A 17,570-nucleotide genomic window follows, 5' to 3' on the forward strand; every position below is an offset into this window, starting at 1 on the left:
CAATTCTTTTAAAAAAATCAGTAAAACATCCATTACCAAGATGTTCCTTGTGTATAAACAGTCGTTATCTCATATCCACTATTTTCTACAACATGTGGCAATAAACGTTCGATTGCATGCATATATGAACCATCATATCCAAGGGGCTCTTGCTGAATGAAAGGTTGCATATCTAACTCAAACAAACGCGACAGTGCCTCAGGTTTAGCCCAAAACATAGTACCTACTGGAAAGTTAGCCGCTTTATTTAGGTGCTCAATTTGCATTGCACTGCATAAGTCATCTGCAAAGGGTTTATTTTTTCCATAATCTACAATGTGATGATCAGCGGCGAAAACTAAACCAAGATTAACGTTAGTAAACAGGCTGAAAATCTGATTTATCCCACTTGTACTAGGCAATAGGTTGTCGGTCAAATAATTTAACCAATTATCACCAAATCCAGTGTCATTATCTAATGATTTTTTACTGTGGAAGTGGCCTACCACATCATATTTTTCAGATTCAAACAAAGGTTTTTTTAAGCCAGAAAAAAACGGGATGATATCTCTCCCCTCGTTTTCGACAGCGACAACATCGATGAAGTCAAAGCCACTTTTCGAAAAAGCCTGCTTAACTTGCTCTATCGTATGTTTGGAACAAACAGTAATATATAAATCACAATTACGCGGCACATATGCAAATTTTTCTATGAAAAACTCAGCCATATCTAAGTAATACAAATGCAGATGAATTGCACACCTAATATCCACAGTGTCAAAATCACCATCTAACAAAGTATTGTTATGTGTAAAGTGCTGATTAGCAGCAATTGCTTCTGAGAGGGGCACAGAACACAGGTGTTCTGGATGACTATTTACCCATAACCCATCATGAAACGCAGGGTTTGGATTTGAAAAATGCATTCCCTTAAGGGCACATTTCACATAATGATCAAGCCCACGCGAATACGAATCAAGTAATGCATAATAGTGGTAATCAAACAGTCCAGACTGTGCAATAGATAATTCGTTATCACGCCTTTGAGCAACAATTCTATTCGCCTCTTCTATTTCTGTCAGAATGTACTGCGCATATTTTTCAAAGTCCAAATGCTGACTCACTAGATCTTGATTGGTACGAATAGTTTGCTCCACAACACCTGGCAGCCTAACAACATAACTTTCAATTTTATCGGCCATACCGCTGACATCTGCATAAGATGCAATGGATGAACTTGATTCATTGTTTTCTAAAAATTCTGCACATCCCGTACTGTTTGCAAAACAAGCGACATGGACTCCCGAAGCCAAAGCGTCAATTACTACATTTGGAAATGGGTCTAACCTAGATGTCAGCATAAACACATCTGTAATCGAGAGTAAATTACCTAAACTTCTTTGATGGGGTAAAAAGGAAAAATCATCTTCCAGATTAGATTCTATGATTTGTTTCTTTAGCCAAACTGAGTAAGCCAAATCATTATCAGGGTCATAACCATCACCAGCCCAAACAAATTTATATCTGCCAGGACTCTTGATGTTTAAATAGTTAGCAACCGCAATGAATAAATCGACGCCTTTCCTAATTTGCACATACCCTGCGCCAACAATCAGAACTTGCTCACTGGATAAATCAAATTTTTGTTTTAACTCGTCTGCAGTTAAATTGTCACCATAGATAGTAGGTATATAGGGTAAATGGCCCTGCGGCTGAACCGTTATGCTGTTTGGAATAGCATCAATACCAAAACACTCTTTTATCTCTCTTGTTATTGAATTTTTGATAATATTTGCAGGTACTATGGACCTATCTGCGAAACAAATAGCACTACTAATTTTACCTTTTGGCAAGGTATAGTCACTGAACTCATGGATCAGAGATACGGTAGGGACTTTAAGTTCACTTAACACATCAAGTATTTCAAAGGTTTCTACTGAATTACACACTGCTCCGATCAAGGGGTATTTTGCTATTATTGCTTCAACCAATGCTTTAGTAAAAAATCTCGGGTTGTCAGTTAAATTGGTAATGGTAAAACAACTACCAGCAAGAAAATCACCGTGAATTTGTTTTTTTCGCACTACAAAATGCATCACATTGTGACGACTATTTAAACTATTACCTAAATTTAACCCAACTAACGGCGCACCAGTTGCAGAAGACTCATGGCTAACAATAGCTATAGTGGGCAAGTTTTCGTCGAAACTTTGCTGACCCAGTTCAATATATTGAGCGATATCGAGAAAACCTTTACGTCCTTCTTCCATACCATTTGTGACAAAATGAAAAAGTGGATTCATACCTATCGCAGAAATATCTATGTAGTTTTTCAAATAAAAAGCAGAATCGAAAAACCCCTTAATTCTAAGGTTTTCGTAGTGCCAATTGTCTACATAATATTCAACAGGATCGCACTGCTTGTTATCGGGTATTAAATTAAACTCAAAAAAACCGTCCCAATTTATGTTTTGTGATCTGATAGTGCTTATTTCAAACTGTCTGTTTTCGTTTGTTAATTTCGATATTCTTTTTTCAGAGCTGCCGTGTTTAAAAAAATGTACGAGGGGATTTACCCCTTCCATTTTTACATCTTCATTCTTGGCAAGATACACATCAGAATCGTAAACCCCCTTGATAACAATACGATTTGTCTTCCAATCTTTCACTGCGTAACAAATTAAATCTATTTCGTCCCCACTAATATTACCAGACTGAAAATTAATCCAATGTATGGGACTGACATACAAATAGAAAAAATCCTCTAACTCTTGCCTTGAAAAAAGCACGCATTCCAAGTTTGTTTTATCGGGTCTTTTTGCAGTTTTACTTGCTCGTTTTTTAGTAAAAAAGGAAGGTCTGTTAACTGGCTTATTTAGCTTCTTTGACTCTTCATAATGCACTAATGGATGCAAATCTGATTCAAGCACTTCAGGATTCAAAGCCATATATTCTGCAGAATCAAAAAAACCTGGGATAACAACACTATCGAACTGTGCATTCTTGATACAATGCACAATAGGCTCTGAGTTGTGTTCTAATTGATTAACCTTTTTGTATTTCTTCCAGTTTATTTTTAGCGAGCGCACATACCCGTAATCTTTTAACTCTTGCTTAGTTAATTCGAACATCATTTTACCGCTGTTAATTTCATTAATCGTATATTGAACGTTACACGCTAGGGTCGCTTGCAGCCTCTTCACACTCAAGATCAACTAAAAGGGCCGAGGAATTTTTATCATTTTGAGATGGTTTTTGTGACCGTGAATGACTACTTGCCATTTGCTCGAGCATTTTTTCATCATACTCACAATTTGCAATTAATGCACTCATCACAGTGTCAATGGCTTGTTTGCTCACATCTCTTCTATTCTCTTCAAAGAAATTTTCTGGGGCTTGAGGTCCGGTCACAATCTCGTAAGATGGAAAATAGGTCGCATAAGGCAGAAGATTAACCACTTCTTGAGCGGCAACTCGCAGAACCGACTTACTGTAGACTGTTGCAGATACAACATGATTCGCTGTAGCCGTTGCCACAAGAGGCACGGGAGACACAGTTAAAATCACTTTTAAATTGGGGTTTATACCTCTCAATAATGCGAAGGTTTCTGTTAGGTCGTTTTTAATTTCTGAGGCACTGTAATTTTTGAAAACGTGCTGTTCACTATTAAACTCCCCAGAAATCGTTCCGGGGCAGGCAGGAAACACAGCACCATCTAGAGAAGAAACCCAAGCTTCGGTCAAACCAAGCGTAAATACAAAAACATCCATTTGTTTAAACGCGGCAATAACTGAAGCCAGATACTGAGAATTCAATTTGTCAAATTCAATGTCATTGGATGCCGTAAAGCGCAAACCAGGTCTAAAGGGATCGAGCACTTTTCCATCTACATACCAACGGTCTTCATGTGGTTTGAACAAACCCAAAGCCATTTGAATCAGTTGCAGCAGATGCCTCGCAGTATAAACATTGCCATATGCAGCTGAAAAAGTATGGTAGTTAAAGTTTTCTTGATAAGCGGTCTTCAAGCCTTCGGGGATAATGGTTTTTCTTACATAGTTGAATCCCGCATCTTCTAGATAAGGAATAATATTTCCAGCAAAACAACTACCCGCAGAGCCAACATTGTCTCCTTTTCGAATCAATGGAAAAGAGGATAGTAAGTCATTGACCTGCCAATCTTTTGCGACAGCTTTACTCCAGAAAGCCTTTCTTGGTGCATTCTTATATGGATGAGACATTATTCAATCGCTCCTTTATTACAGAGTGTGTTCCCTAAATACTTGACTACTGCCTTTCCGTACAGAGAATTTGCATGGGTCACATCATTAGCCCAAAATTCTTTTTTGAGCCCCCCTTCAGAAGATTGAAACTCTTCTGGAACAGAAATGTACTGTATGTTTGCTTCTTTTGCTATATTAGCGACTAATTCTTGTATTACCTGCCATAACTTCAATCGAAAACTCAAAGATGAAATTTTCAATGAGTCAATTTCAATATTGAGTTTCTGAGCCAATTCGATGAAATGTTGAGACGATTTAATAAAAGGTAATATGAACTCGCCATCACCTTTAGGTCGAGGCGTTTCTAATAACAAAATTTCCTTCGGGTTGCCTTTCTTTAAAATATCAATCACATGGTGTAAGCCACCCAGCGACGCTTTAAAATGTTCGACTAAAACCGATTTAGGCACTAAGGTTCGTCCTTCAGTAATCGTAGTACGCTCATTGTTATTTAAAACAAAATCGAAAGACTCTTCATTTGAAAATATAAATCCTGAGTTGTGCTGATTACCCGCCCAGGAAATGATGATATATTTGTCTTTTGCATGTTTGGCAACAAATTGCCAGTAAGCATCATCTCTGGTCCCATTCCAAGCCCCCATGACTCCGTAAACTCCCGGCACATCATTTTGGATGGGCTCAAGCCTAAGTTCTCCTGTAGGGTTAACGCCCATAGAAAAACAATGTGAGTGTCCAGTTATGATCATTTCCATTGGTTTAGCCTTTTCATTCTGTTTATCCGACAGTAAGTGTAAATCTTTTAGCCAGTTTAAAATCATAAAGGCACTGTTGAATTTATTTTGTAGGAAAGTGTTTTTTCTAAAATTTGGTCTATGTTTTTGGTTGTTTTCCAGTTCAAATCCATGAATACCTTATTACAATCAAGCACAGCAAAATCTGGGTCAACAGCACGCCTTAACTGGTATTGTTTAGTTGTAGTTTTGCCAACAATTTTTTCTATTTTTAACACTAAATCAATGGTTGATGTCGCCTGTTCAGAGCCAATATTCCAGGTCTTAAAATCAAAATCGGTTTGAGCCACGAGTAAAATTAACTGAGCAAGTTCATCAGCATCAATATAGTCTCGACACTCATTACCAGTGCCAAATATAGTCACTGGTTTATCACTGACTAAGGCCTGAAATACTACATTAACCATTCCCTGTCTTAACCCTGTTTGCCATCGACCAACAGGATTCGCCACTCTCAACATGGCAATCTTTGTTCCTTTGGTACGATGAAGATATGCTAAACTTTGTTCTACAATAAGTTTTCCATAACCATAAGGACTTACTGGACGACATGCCATTTTTTCTGAAACCGGAACCGAATATTCATTTCCATAAATTTGTCCACCACTTGACAGATAAATGATTTTTAAATCAGGGTTGAATTCAGTTAGTTTGTCAATCAATTGTACTGCTGGTTCAACATTTTCAGTTAACTCTCTTGTAAAGGACCCCGTGGCAGGTATCGATGAGGACGCCAAATAAACAATAACGCTATGTTTTTTTGCCAAGGTCGATAGGTCTTGTCCATCTAAGGTGTTATCTAATACATAGGGGTAAGACGACCATTTAATATCAGGGTCTTTTCGAGAAATAACGGTAAAATCATCATTGTTGACACATAAAGCTTCAATAAGGTGCTTCCCAATAAAACCAAAACCTCCAATTAATAAGTACGACATAGCGAACACCCTTGCACAAATATTGAATTGAAATAGTAACTTAGTCAGTTACTTTACCAAAGATGTCCTCAATTCAACAAGGAAAAAGGTATTCATGACGTTAGTAACCGCTACAGGGTAAGTAATATCGTTCAAACATTGCTCAAAGCAGGCATTGATTACCCTAAAAACTGGGATCAGTTTATGAACTGGTTTTACGATTAAAAATCATGCCTAAGTTATTTAAAAAAACTTCGCTGGCCTAATGGTTTTATTTGCCCAGACGTCAGGGGCTCAGAAAATGACTCATCCCGCAACGCATTACAGTTAATGAGTGCGATGGTGGTAAACAGTGGCCTTATTCTTTAGCAGCAGGAGGTGTCTGATAAAACCAATGAAATTCCTGTGATGCAGGCTATGTTGGGGCACCTGTCGATAAAGGCGCGATAGTCACCGCTGATGCTATGCACTGTCAGAACAAGACCGCCGAGATAGTACGGGCGGAAGGAGCTGACTATATGCTGCAGGTAAAAGACAACCAGCGTAACCTGCACAAAGAAATCTCGGCGTTTTTTCACAAGACATATCGGGATGATCCGCAGGCACTGGAAACGGGGTATTACCAAGAAATAGATAAGGCTCATGGTCGTATCAATGAGCGCTACTATCGTTTATTGCCTATCACCGACTTGAGGCAGGCATAGAGCTTTGGCAAGATAGCCAATCCGTGGTGGACGTGACATTCTCAGAAGGTGAAAGTCTGATATATGCTGAGGACAGGGCGAAGAACATGGCCTTGTTCAGACGCGCGCTGCTCAATTTAATTAAGGCTCATCCGCTTAAAGACAGCATTGCAGGTAAAATGATGCGGGCTGGATGGGATAGAAAATTTAAGGCGGAAATACGATTTGGTTAAAAATCAAACAAAATATAGTCCCACCCTAGTGTCGCCATAGAAAATTATCGGATAACTATTCTGAACACAATCCATAAATGGTACATTATAGCAGTTTTAATTCATTACATAAGTAGGAAAAGGATGGCTGTGACTGCACAATTCGTAATTGAGAATTACACCTCCGGATTTATTTCCGGTTGGTATTACGACAACACTTCTTCATTAAACTCATCTGACTTTCAGGTCCAAGTCAATGGAAATGTCATCGCAATAGGCGAAGCAAAGCTTTTTCGACAGGATCTAAAAGACGCTGGTTTCAGTGATGGATGTCACGCGTTTAGGGTGTTTATTGATGATAGTGTCAATCGGTTTGGCCAACTTCAAATTCGACTGCGTACCGCAAGCGGGAGTAAAGCTGAAGGAAATAGTTTCTCTACCCAAAGAGCGGAACCGATTATTGAAATGTCGTTGAAGTTCCAGGATCCGCTCAACTTTATCTTTGAAATTAGGGCAGAACAAGCCCATCAAAATATCCGCTTTCAAATTAATACTGGCACCAAAATACGTCACTATCAAAATATGGACATTGCTCAAGGTACAAGCCAAATCTCAATATCTGTTCCAACTGAGTTGATGGATGGAATAGAACGACTATTCACTATCGGGTTAGACGGTACTTCAAACGCCCTTTGGCAAGGTCATGCAAAGTTTGCTGCGGTGCTTACTCCCCGAGAACACCTTAAAAACCATCACAAGGCCGCCAGATTAATAAGCATTAGCGCACAATCATCTTTTAGATACGAGTCACTGAAATTAAACTTCGATCATGATTTGGATTTGACTACTCTGCAAAACTTGCAAACCGCTCACAGTGCATTGTGCGAAGGATGGGAAGCACGTAAGAATTATCCCAAATTGACGCTTCCTGAGTTTGAAAAACCATTGGTTAGCATCATCATTCCGGCTTACAACAAATTTGAACTGACTTACCACTGTGTCGCCTCTTTAATACTGGCATACAACAATGTGTCTTTCGAGGTCATATTAGCAGACGATTGTTCAGATGATGAAACTGCAGAAGCAGAGAACTACATTGAAAATCTACGTGTCTCAAGAAACGACAATAACCTTATGTTTTTGCGTAATTGCAATAAAGCGGCCGACATGGCTGAAGGTGAGTACATTATCTTTTTGAACAATGACACTGAAGTCACTTCTTACTGTCTGGATGAATTGATATCCGTAATTTCTGCAGATAATCAATGTGGCATAGTTGGCAGTAAATTGCTTAATGAAGACGGCAGTTTACAAGAAGCTGGAGGTATAGTTTGGTCTTCATGCAAACCGTGGAACGTGGGTAATGGCGACAACCCAAACAAACCTGAATATAATTATGTCAGACACGCAGATTACTTAAGTGGTGCGGCACTGTGTATCCGTAAAGATGTTTGGCAGCAGGTAGAGGGCTTTAGCGATTACTTAGCGCCCGCCTACTTTGAAGATACGGATATTGCATTTAAAGTTCGAGATGCTGGATTCTCAACACTCTACGTCCCCACTTCTGAAATATTTCATTTTGAAGGTATGACTCACGGAAGGGATATTTCCATAGGTGTTAAAAAGAACCAAGTAATAAATTTCAGCAAATTCGCCAAACGTTGGGCCGATGCAGTTCGATACAACGGACAAGAGGGATTTGAAAACCTTCAGCGAGAAAAAGATCGTAATATTCAAAAACGCATTTTAATGCTTGACTACACTACCCCAGATCCCAGCCAAGACGCTGGTTCGTACGCTGCTATTCAAGAGATCAAACTAATGCAGTCGTTGGGCTTCAAGGTTACTTTTGCGGCCGACAACCTTGCCCACCTTGGGGAACTTACTGTCAATCTTCAAAAAATGGGGGTTGAGGTACTGTATGCCCCGTTTTATATTTCTGTAGATCAAATGTTAAACTCTCGTCTGGCCGAGATGGATGCCATATATATCACTCGCTTTTATGTTGCTCAAAATTTTATAGATAAAATTAAGACCCTAAAACCATCAATTCCCATTCTGTTTAACAATGCCGACCTACATTTTCTTAGGGAGTTGCGTGCCGCTAAAACTAAAGAGGAGCAAACTAAAGCGCTGCAAACCCGTGAGCAAGAGCTTGAAATTTGCAAAAAGGTCGACGCAATCCTTTGCTATAACCCCACAGAACATGCAGTTATCAGCTCCCACTTACCCGACATGCTTAACTTGCAATTAACCCCCTGGGTACTAGAAGATAAAAACAATGGCCCGGACTTTAATCAGCGAGAGGGAATTGCGTTTTTGGGAGGCTTTGGCCACCTACCAAATGTTGAAGCGGTGGAGTACTTAGTAGAAAAAATAATGCCTTTGTTAGCCACCCAGAGACCTGACATAAATCTTTTCGTTTATGGCAGCAAAATGCCCAAATCATTCTCTGAATTTGAATGTGAAAACATTAAAATGGTAGGGTTTGCAGAACATTTGGACGATGTCTATCACAAGCATCGAGTATTTGTCGCACCTTTACTTTCTGGTGCAGGTATTAAAGGAAAGGTACTTGAAGCAATGGCATACAACATTCCATGTGTATTAACTGATACAGCAGCAGAAGGTACTGGCTTAATTGGCGGTATATCATGCCACATCGCAAACTCACCTGATGAATGGGTAAAGAAAATCATAGATTTATATGACAACGCTGAGGTGTGGTCTGAATTTTCTGACGCGGAAATGCGATTAGTAGAGGAACATTATTCGAAACAAAATGGTATAGATAAGTTTGCTAATATTTTCGCTAGTATCGGCATATACACAAGTCTAAAGCATCAATAAAAGCACAAACATGCGATACTTTAAGTTGAAAATTTTATGAGAAAAGTAATTTTACATTACCACCTGTTTAAAAATGCAGGCACGTCACTCGATGCTGCATTCAAAACGTATTTCACACAAAAAAAATGGGCTACTAAAGAGTTTCCAGGCAACAAAGACTTAAATACAAAACAGTTGACTCAATGGATCGAGAGCCAGCCTGAGGTTAATTGCTTTTCGTCTCATACTGCTTTTTTACCGGTTCCACAACCGAAAGATGCCATTGTATTGCCCGTTATTTATGTGCGTCATCCAATTGATCGAATTGTCTCTGCTTACTCCTTTGAAAAAAAGCAAATAAGTGATTCATTTGGTGCAGTATTAGCACGAAATACGACTCTGGCCGGTTACATTGAAACACGTTTATCAATGCCACATGATAGACAGTGCAGTAATTTTCAGTCCAATCGGTTTGCAATGATGTACCCTGCGAACGAAGGAAGTGAATTAAGCAGAGCAAAAGCAGCGTTAGAGAGTCTGCCGTTTTGCGGCATTGTTGATAATTATTCAGAGTCGCTAAATCGGCTCACAAAATGGTTAAACAAAGAGGGCTTCACTGGCATCGATTTAAAACATTCCTCCCAAAACGTGTCTCAAAATTCATCGCTTTCAATTGATGAAAAGCTAAACAAGTTAAGACAAGATATTGGCCAAGAACTTTATGAGCGTTTACTAGAAGTGAATGCTGATGATTTCGCTTGCTATGAACATGCTTGTAAAATCTGGAAATGAAGGAAATGGACAAACATAAAATCGTTATTGTAGGTAATTGTCAAGCAAGACCTCTAAAGCAGATCATAGATTCTATATCCGACGAAGTGGACGTTATTGGTACACCTATTGTTCATTTACTCAAAGATGAAAACGAATCAGAAACCAACGCACTACTGGATCAAGCTGACACAATTATTACGCAAGTAATTGCTGATAATTACCCGTGCAAGTATATCCAAACAAGTCGACTAAAAGCTGACTATCCTCATAAAGTAGTCACTATCTTAAATCTTTTTTATTCTGGCTACACACCTGATTGGTTATATGTCCGGATCCCCGGAAAAGGTACCCTCAAGGGGCCAATGGGTGACTATCATAATCTCACGATAATTGAAGCATGGTTAGCCGGTAAAAATATTGAGCAAACAACACTTTTGCTTTTTGACGAAAAGTTTAATCAGGATAAGTATCAGGATATGGTCGAGGCCTCTTTAGCAGAATTGTCCGACAGAGAATCCCAGGCAAATGTTCCTATAGTTGATTTCATTTTTGACAACCTAAAAAAGGAAAGACTTTTTTTTACGTTTAATCACCCCAGTGTATTTTTATTAAAAGAATATGCTCGACGCATACTTACAACTATAAATATTCACTACTCCAAAAGTAAACTTTTGGAGTCCATGCCGGAACCGTTAAATCAGTTTATCCCTGCATTAAACCCTGGGGTAGGCTTTGATTTTCCAATAATCAAAGAATTTAAAGGTCTAGAAGTAGAAATTCATGGTGATAACATTACCAATAAGGGGCTGTTTATATACACTCCGGTACAGTTAGTACAAAGCTACTTTGATATTTATAGTAGCAATGAAGATTTAATTAAGGATAAATATGGTTCCTAAGAAACTAATTCAGTATTGGGACAACCTACCGGTCCCCCCTGACATTGCCAGCCTCCATGCAACTTGGCCTGCCATCAATCCTGAAATTGATTGTGAAATCTTTAATTTCGATAAAGCGCTACAATTTATTTTATCCGAGTATGGAAGCGAGATAGCGGACTTATTTACACTGGCGGCCATCCCTGCAATGCAATCAGACATATTTCGCCTAGCCTATATTTTTGCTAAGGGTGGTATCTATGTTGATATGGCGACACGCTGCAAGACTCCTATTGAACCATTGCTACATCACTCTGACAAGGTCGTATTTATGCGGAAGTGGCATGGTGGGATTTGGAACGGAATGATTATTGCTGAAAAACAAAACCCTATTGTTAAGACTATTTGGGAAACAGTTTTGGATAATATTAAACATCGCAAATATGATGATGTTTGGAAAGCCACCGGCCCTTTATCATTCAATCAAACGATCGATCTTGCTGGAGATGATACCAACTACGTGATATATCCACAAAATGAAATGACACAATACTTTGAATTAGTTAACGATCTAGAGCACAAAAAAAATGCTCATTGGTCTGAAGTGCAAAAAAACAAAAATATATATTTAGACTAAATTGAGAAAAATCGATGGCTGTAATATCTGTATCAGACGCTCTTCTAGCGTTTCTTAATAAGAAGAGAGTTTACTTTTCACCATTTGGAAACGATAAGGTTGCAGGTAGATTTAGACTTGGAGAGAACTTACATTTTATCAACGAAGTAAAAATAGAACCTTATTGTTGTTATATTAATGGAAGCTTTCTGTTTTCAATGGGGTCATTTTCTTTCTCTCGAAGCGTGTTTCACCCTGCTACTAGAGTAGGAAGATACTGTTCAATTGGCGCTCGTGTGAGCGTGTTAGGCGTCAATCACCCTATCAACAGATTTACTACTTCAAATATTACTTACGATAAGCATACAATAACAAATGCTCAGTATTTTGAAGACCACTCTGAAGTTGAAAACTTCCAAGTAAATAATAATGAACCAGCGAATAACAAGAATGTAAGCATTGGTCATGACGTGTGGATTGGCGAAGATGTGAGCATTTCGCGGGGCATAACTGTTGGGGATGGTGCTATTCTAGCCGCTAAGGCAATGGTAACAAAGGATGTTCCTCCTTATGCAATTGTTGGTGGTAACCCTGCACGAGTTATACGTTATCGATTCTCAGAAACGCAAATTGAGCAGTTGGTAGACTTACAATGGTGGAATTATGACTTGAAAGATGTCATCAATGATAAAGCCGATGTCAGCATAGAAGACTTTATTGATTTCGTTAAATTCAAGCGTCAGAACAATGAGTTGCCAGTCTATTGCCCAGACGTTGTTAGCGCAAAGCATCTCTTGGAATTCTCTAAATAAGCAACTTCCGCATGTGTTAGTGCAATGAAAGACATGCGGAAATTACATTTAGTTGTGGTAGTTATGCCATTACCAAGGGAGACGCTTACTCACATTCAGATCAAGGTCTTCAATTTTGGAAAACTATGATCCAACATCCTCTTTATAGGGTGTTCCGATCTTTTCCGGGCCGCTTACTGCTTCACCCAAAGTGGCATTAACATCTTCAGGCTCCAATACTGGGAAGTCGACAAATTCCGGTTGTATTGTTTCATTCTCGGGTGACATGTAAGACAAGTCGCCTTCAGGCCTGGGCAAAAATCCCATTTCCTTTTCTATCTCAGCAATCAATTTTGCATCGTCAATAAATTGCTTAGATGACTCAAGGGATTGACTTTGAATAAACGCAGATTTTTTACTATCTGCATTCTCATTAACAATTCCGTTTGTAAAATTTTGCGCATTTAATTTAACGTCAGGCTGGGATTGTGAAGAAATCGATACAGTTTTAGGCGCTATTTTCTGGTCTACTTGATTTGTGGTGGGTAGAAAGTTTAACCAAACAATCCCAATCAAACTGATAGAGACAAGCCCTAAAAAAACGCTTAATATTTTATTTTTATTCATTGGCCTCTCCGTATTCTGCTGCAAAGTAAGTTTTGTCAATTTGTCTCAATGTGCTATGCGCTATAATATCACCAAAACCTTTTAAATTAGTACTAAAACACTGAAAGTGTCTGTTCATCTATTTGGCGAAAAATGACACCCAATTCGCCCAAGTTACTTGGTGGCAGTTACCATTGCTTAACACCGCTGTTTCGACCATCTAAACTATCTCACAAACGAGCCTACACCATCGATACTATAATTCCCTTGATCCTAGGCGATAATCTAGATGAACGATTCAGTAAGGAAAATTAAAGATTGTTCACTGGAAAACAATACCTAACAAAAGCACAAAAACTGTTTGTTGGATATTACTGTTAGCATATATCGCGTTCCAGCATTTTCATCAAATACTGAAACGCGTTTCAACAATACAGCAGATTACTTAGCCAACTGCCAAGTGTTGTCAGTAGGTCTGAGTACACCTTTGTCTTTGATTGTCAGGCCATCCATCAGGTGCACGATGTTTCTGGCCGTGCTTTCATTGCGCCATAACAAGTCTGCCTTACCATCGCCGTCATAATCGCCCATGTCAGCAATTTGCCAGCCCATACCGACCGTATTGATAAGCTCGCTGGTCTTGATTTGACCGTCTTCCATCAAATACGCCCAGTTTCGACCATCTACTTGGTTACGCAAAATAATGTCATCCGTGCCATCACCGTCCAAATCCCCGGCCCCAGCAATCGTCCAATCTGCGTCAATCGCGTTTAAAGTATAGCGGTCGGCTATCTGCCCATCTTGCATTATCCAGATGTAATTCACACCCGTCACTTGGTTACGCCAAATCACATCATCTGTGCCATCGCCGTTGATATCTCCTATCGCCGCTATCTTGTAGTTCAGGTCGGTGACCCATAACGAGGGTTGGTTAGTCCCAATACTGAGGCCGTCCATCATGTAAAACCAGGTATCGCCCCTGTCTACATTACGCCACAGCACATCCCCTTTGCCATCGCCATTAAAGTCACCGCTGCCTCGTAGCTCCCACTGGGGTGCATCGACATAATTCAGCACTTGTTTTGCCTTAATGTTAAGTCCGTCCATCAGGTAGATAAAGTTCAAGCCAGTTAAGGTGTTGCGCCACAAAATATCCGAATGACCATCAGCGTCGTAATCCCCCTGACCAGCCATTAACCAGCCATCATCCTGTACGACATTAATGGGTTTGGCTTGCTTGGTTTTTACACCATCCATCGACCACAGGAAGTTCCAGCCTTTGGCTTCACTACGCCATAACAAATCTGAATTGCCATCGCCATCAACATCGTTTTTGACTTTTTGCTGAGTTGTGTTTTTCGATTGAGTGACGTCAAGGGGATACGCATCATCTACATCCAAGACACCATCATTATCATCGTCGGTATCAGCTGCCATGCCAAGGGATATGCAAGCCGCATTACACAAATCCGGTGCACCGTCGTTATCGGTATCAACATAATCTCCAATGGCTATCAGCGGGTAAGCATCATTATTATCAAGAACGCTGTCGTTGTCGTCATCAGGATCAATAGCGTCAGCAATGCCATCGCTATCATTGTCATCACTACCTTGCTGTTGAAGCTCTACTGCACCTATATCTATGAACAATCCAGATATTCGCAGTAAACCTCGTTGATCAACAGAGGGTGTATTTTCTTGTGAAATTCCACTATTGATCAGCGGACTTCCTGTTAAAGGCAGCATAGTGTAAGTCGGGCCAGCATTATCACCAAAGTCACCCAGCATAGGATCCATTGGATTAGCAGCGCTACCCACTAGCTCACCTTCAGCAAACCAGCTTGCAACCGAACTGTTGTCTCCAATCAGGTTATGACCTGAGGTCTTGATAATTTTATTTTCGTCATAAACGTATATATCCGCACCAACATCTGCCGTATTTCCCGCTACAATCGTATTTTCCAGGCTGATAAACCATGGCGAGCCCAATTCATGATAAATCCCTCCACCAAATTTCCCTTCATTGCCTACAATAGTGGAATTCACAAGGGTCAAGTTACCCGCGTTATTGTATATTGCGCCACCAAATCCTCCATACCCCAAGGAACGGTTGTTGTAAAAAGTCGAATTAACCACCTTTAGTTCGCCTCCATTAAAAATGGCGCCCCCACCATACACAGCCGAATTATCATGCAGGGTTGAGTTGAGTAGGGTCAAATTGCCACTATTATCTATTCCCCCGCCAATCTCCCCAGAGCCACCAGTGATGGTCAGTGAATTGAAGGTAACATCTCCGTCTGTACTGAACACAGGCCCGTTGCCATTGCCGTCGATCGTCAGGCCATTGGCTAAATTAGAGGCATCAATAATCTCGCCTTCAGCAACTAGTCCAGAATCAAGCACAATGGTTGCTCCGCTTAGACTAGGATCGAAAATAATGGTTGTCCCCGGCGGGTAGGTATTTAACATCTCACGTAAGGACCCCGTACCTCTGTCATCGGTGGTTACTACTTTAACTATTTCGTATAGCCATTTATCGGGGTCAAGGGGATACGCATCATCTGCATCGGCAATACCGTCGCTGTCATCGTCGGTGTCAGCTGTCATACCAAGGGATACACAAGCGGCATCACACTCATCCGGTCTACCGTCGTTATTGGTATCGGTTAAGTCACCAAGGGCAAACAGTGGGAACGCATCGTTAACATCGGCAATACCGTCGTTGTCATCGTCGGTGTCAGCTTTCATACCAAAGAATTCACATTTGTTATCACACTCATCCGGTGCGCCGTCTTTATCCGTATCAACATACTCACCAATGTCAATAAGGGCAATAAGGGGATACTTATCGTCCCAATCGGCTATGCCGTCGTTGTCATCGTCGTAGTCTTCTGACAAACCAAAGGATTGACATTCGGCTTCACACACATCCGGTGCGCCGTCGTTATCGGTATCTGTATACTTCTTGATTTGGCATGACTGAACCTGTTCTTTCGAGCCAGGCTCAAACGTCGGCTCGCCTAGTTTGGTACAGGCAATCGTACAGGTTGCAATGGTAGCCGAAGCTTGGCCGGTTACACCCACTTGCCATTGATACATCTCGTTGTAGTCGTAAGTTTCGCGATCGACCACCTGATCGCAAGACCTTTCGGAAGCATTTTCGTAGTTTTTCGCAATTTCTGAGACATTTGTATTGATGGTTTCGTTAGTGCTTGTCACCGATCCACCGAGATTACCGGCGCCATAACTTATCCCAGCCTCTAGCGTTGCCGAAATTTCCTGGCGCGTTTGCGAACTCACGGTCGTTGTATCACTGCCGCCAACGTTAAACGAACTCTTCAGAGTCACGCTGGCGTCGGATGTTCCACCACTGAGAACACTTACCCAACGGCCAACCGCCTCACTTTTAACAAAGCCAGCAGCCGTTGTGAAGGTGTACTCAATGCCGTCCTGAGTGAGAGTGCCCGGAAAAGGATTTGGATATTCAGACCCCATTAGGTTTCCCTTCGCATGATCGGGATGAAACTCGAACCCTATCTTGTTAAATGTAACAGTACCAAGGGAGGGCGCGGGCGAAAATGTAACCGCGAATTTACCCCAAATGTCATCACAGCCCAACACATCACTAACGCCAGTTTGATTGATATGACTGAACCTAAACTCGTAACTTTCCCCCGCAGGAATTATTGCTGTGACCCCACTGGCACCCTTTCCATCCGAGTTGACGTAGCAATTATTCCACTTACCGAGCGTTATTTGGATAGGTATCGGTTCATCGTTGACAATTGACCAACCGTAAGCGTGAGCCTGAGTATTGAATAGCAATAAAAAGCCAACAAATATTGCGCTCCTTAATCCCGACATTGAAATATTATAAATGGACATTTTTATTCCCTTATTGTGTTGAAGTGTTGGCATGCGATTATTTTTTAAGTGAGTTATACAATTTCTAAATTAGACTTATCAGCCAGTGCCTTGAAATTCGCATTTACGTCAGTGGCGTACGCCACCTGACCATTACTAAAAACATGCAAGATAACAACCTCATCAGCAGACGCTAATGAAGGGGCTAGCAGTAAGACTAAAGGTAGAGCGCATGTATTGTACTCCTGATACATGAAATGAAATGAAATGAAATGTTAAGTCGTGAGTTAGAATAAGTGATGGTGTAAAAACTTTTATTATGAAAATCTTAACAGGATTTCAAGGATAATGTTTGCACACATCCCACAATAGTTTGCACTTTTCG

13 protein-coding genes and 1 pseudogene are annotated in these 17,570 nt (G+C 40.4%); 8 read left to right on the forward strand and 6 right to left on the reverse strand.

Features of this window, described 5'->3' with window-relative positions:
* Nucleotides 1-32 precede the first annotated feature (32 nt).
* The 4 genes from CXF95_RS01770 to CXF95_RS01785 form a co-directional block, all read right to left on the reverse strand.
* Nucleotides 33-3,182: a rhamnan synthesis F family protein gene (locus CXF95_RS01770; protein ID WP_157828036.1), complete on the reverse strand. Its 3,150-nt coding sequence runs from the start codon at nucleotides 3,180-3,182 to the stop codon at nucleotides 33-35.
* Nucleotides 3,151-4,221 carry a GSCFA domain-containing protein gene (locus CXF95_RS01775; protein WP_101197098.1) on the reverse strand — a complete coding sequence of 357 codons (1,071 nt, stop codon included), beginning with the start codon at nucleotides 4,219-4,221 and terminating at the stop codon, nucleotides 3,151-3,153. Before CXF95_RS01775 ends, CXF95_RS01770 begins: the two co-directional genes overlap by 32 nt.
* Nucleotides 4,221-4,976, reverse strand: coding sequence for a hypothetical protein (locus CXF95_RS01780; protein ID WP_157828037.1), 756 nt, complete (start codon nucleotides 4,974-4,976; stop codon nucleotides 4,221-4,223). Before CXF95_RS01780 ends, CXF95_RS01775 begins: the two co-directional genes overlap by 1 nt.
* Before the next feature lie 62 nt (nucleotides 4,977-5,038).
* A complete protein-coding gene (locus tag CXF95_RS01785; protein WP_101197100.1) occupies nucleotides 5,039-5,953 on the reverse strand; it encodes an NAD-dependent epimerase/dehydratase family protein in 915 nt (304 codons plus the stop codon).
* 207 nt (nucleotides 5,954-6,160) lie between these two features.
* Between CXF95_RS01785 and CXF95_RS31305 the strand changes: the two are divergent.
* The 8 genes and pseudogenes from CXF95_RS31305 to CXF95_RS01820 all read left to right on the forward strand — a co-directional run.
* Nucleotides 6,161-6,301, forward strand: a pseudogene (locus CXF95_RS31305) (transposase); the annotation flags it as partial.
* Between the two features lie 77 nt (nucleotides 6,302-6,378).
* Nucleotides 6,379-6,636 carry an ISAs1 family transposase gene (locus CXF95_RS01790; RefSeq protein WP_255418874.1) on the forward strand — a complete coding sequence of 86 codons (258 nt, stop codon included), beginning with the start codon at nucleotides 6,379-6,381 and terminating at the stop codon, nucleotides 6,634-6,636.
* 86 nt (nucleotides 6,637-6,722) lie between these two features.
* Nucleotides 6,723-6,848: a hypothetical protein gene (locus CXF95_RS31065; protein ID WP_255418872.1), complete on the forward strand. Its 126-nt coding sequence runs from the start codon at nucleotides 6,723-6,725 to the stop codon at nucleotides 6,846-6,848.
* A 129-nt stretch (nucleotides 6,849-6,977) separates the two neighbouring features.
* Nucleotides 6,978-9,677 (forward strand): glycosyltransferase, encoded by a 2,700-nt coding sequence (locus CXF95_RS01800; RefSeq protein ID WP_198556462.1) that lies wholly within the window; start codon nucleotides 6,978-6,980, stop codon nucleotides 9,675-9,677.
* Between the two features lie 36 nt (nucleotides 9,678-9,713).
* Nucleotides 9,714-10,448, forward strand: a complete 735-nt coding sequence (locus CXF95_RS01805) for a sulfotransferase family 2 domain-containing protein (protein ID WP_101197103.1) — start codon at nucleotides 9,714-9,716, stop codon at nucleotides 10,446-10,448.
* Nucleotides 10,449-10,453: 5 nt separating this feature from the next.
* Complete coding sequence (locus tag CXF95_RS01810; RefSeq protein ID WP_101197104.1) at nucleotides 10,454-11,329, forward strand: WcbI family polysaccharide biosynthesis putative acetyltransferase; 876 nt, start codon at nucleotides 10,454-10,456, stop codon at nucleotides 11,327-11,329.
* The gene (locus tag CXF95_RS01815; protein ID WP_101197105.1) at nucleotides 11,319-11,945 is read left to right on the forward strand and encodes a glycosyltransferase family 32 protein; all 627 of its coding nucleotides are present in this window, start codon (nucleotides 11,319-11,321) and stop codon (nucleotides 11,943-11,945) included. Before CXF95_RS01810 ends, CXF95_RS01815 begins: the two co-directional genes overlap by 11 nt.
* A gap of 14 nt (nucleotides 11,946-11,959) precedes the next feature.
* Entirely contained in the window at nucleotides 11,960-12,736 is a 777-nt protein-coding gene (locus tag CXF95_RS01820; protein WP_101197106.1) for a CatB-related O-acetyltransferase, read from the forward strand.
* A gap of 123 nt (nucleotides 12,737-12,859) precedes the next feature.
* Here CXF95_RS01820 and CXF95_RS01825 read toward each other — a convergent pair whose 3' ends face one another.
* Both CXF95_RS01825 and CXF95_RS01830 read right to left on the reverse strand, forming a co-directional pair.
* A complete protein-coding gene (locus CXF95_RS01825; RefSeq protein ID WP_101197107.1) occupies nucleotides 12,860-13,342 on the reverse strand; it encodes a hypothetical protein in 483 nt (160 codons plus the stop codon).
* Nucleotides 13,343-13,762: 420 nt separating this feature from the next.
* On the reverse strand, nucleotides 13,763-17,206 hold the full coding sequence (locus tag CXF95_RS01830) for an FG-GAP-like repeat-containing protein (protein ID WP_157828038.1): 3,444 nt from the start codon (nucleotides 17,204-17,206) through the stop codon (nucleotides 13,763-13,765).
* Nucleotides 17,207-17,570 lie beyond the last annotated feature (364 nt).

Origin of the sequence: Paraglaciecola sp. MB-3u-78 (assembly GCF_002835935.1) — a bacterium.
GTDB lineage: Bacteria > Pseudomonadota > Gammaproteobacteria > Enterobacterales > Alteromonadaceae > Paraglaciecola.

Coding starts and splice junctions, on each gene's coding strand:
- CXF95_RS01775 (WP_101197098.1), bottom strand. CDS start 4,221: ATGTCTCATCCATATAAGAATGCACCAAGAAAGGCTTTCTGGAGTAAA.
- CXF95_RS01780 (WP_157828037.1), bottom strand. CDS start 4,976: ATGGAAATGATCATAACTGGACACTCACATTGTTTTTCTATGGGCGTT.
- CXF95_RS01785 (WP_101197100.1), bottom strand. CDS start 5,953: ATGTCGTACTTATTAATTGGAGGTTTTGGTTTTATTGGGAAGCACCTT.
- CXF95_RS31065 (WP_255418872.1), top strand. CDS start 6,723: ATGGCCTTGTTCAGACGCGCGCTGCTCAATTTAATTAAGGCTCATCCG.
- CXF95_RS01805 (WP_101197103.1), top strand. CDS start 9,714: ATGAGAAAAGTAATTTTACATTACCACCTGTTTAAAAATGCAGGCACG.
- CXF95_RS01810 (WP_101197104.1), top strand. CDS start 10,454: ATGGACAAACATAAAATCGTTATTGTAGGTAATTGTCAAGCAAGACCT.
- CXF95_RS01815 (WP_101197105.1), top strand. CDS start 11,319: ATGGTTCCTAAGAAACTAATTCAGTATTGGGACAACCTACCGGTCCCC.
- CXF95_RS01820 (WP_101197106.1), top strand. CDS start 11,960: ATGGCTGTAATATCTGTATCAGACGCTCTTCTAGCGTTTCTTAATAAG.
- CXF95_RS01825 (WP_101197107.1), bottom strand. CDS start 13,342: ATGAATAAAAATAAAATATTAAGCGTTTTTTTAGGGCTTGTCTCTATC.
- CXF95_RS01830 (WP_157828038.1), bottom strand. CDS start 17,206: ATGTCCATTTATAATATTTCAATGTCGGGATTAAGGAGCGCAATATTT.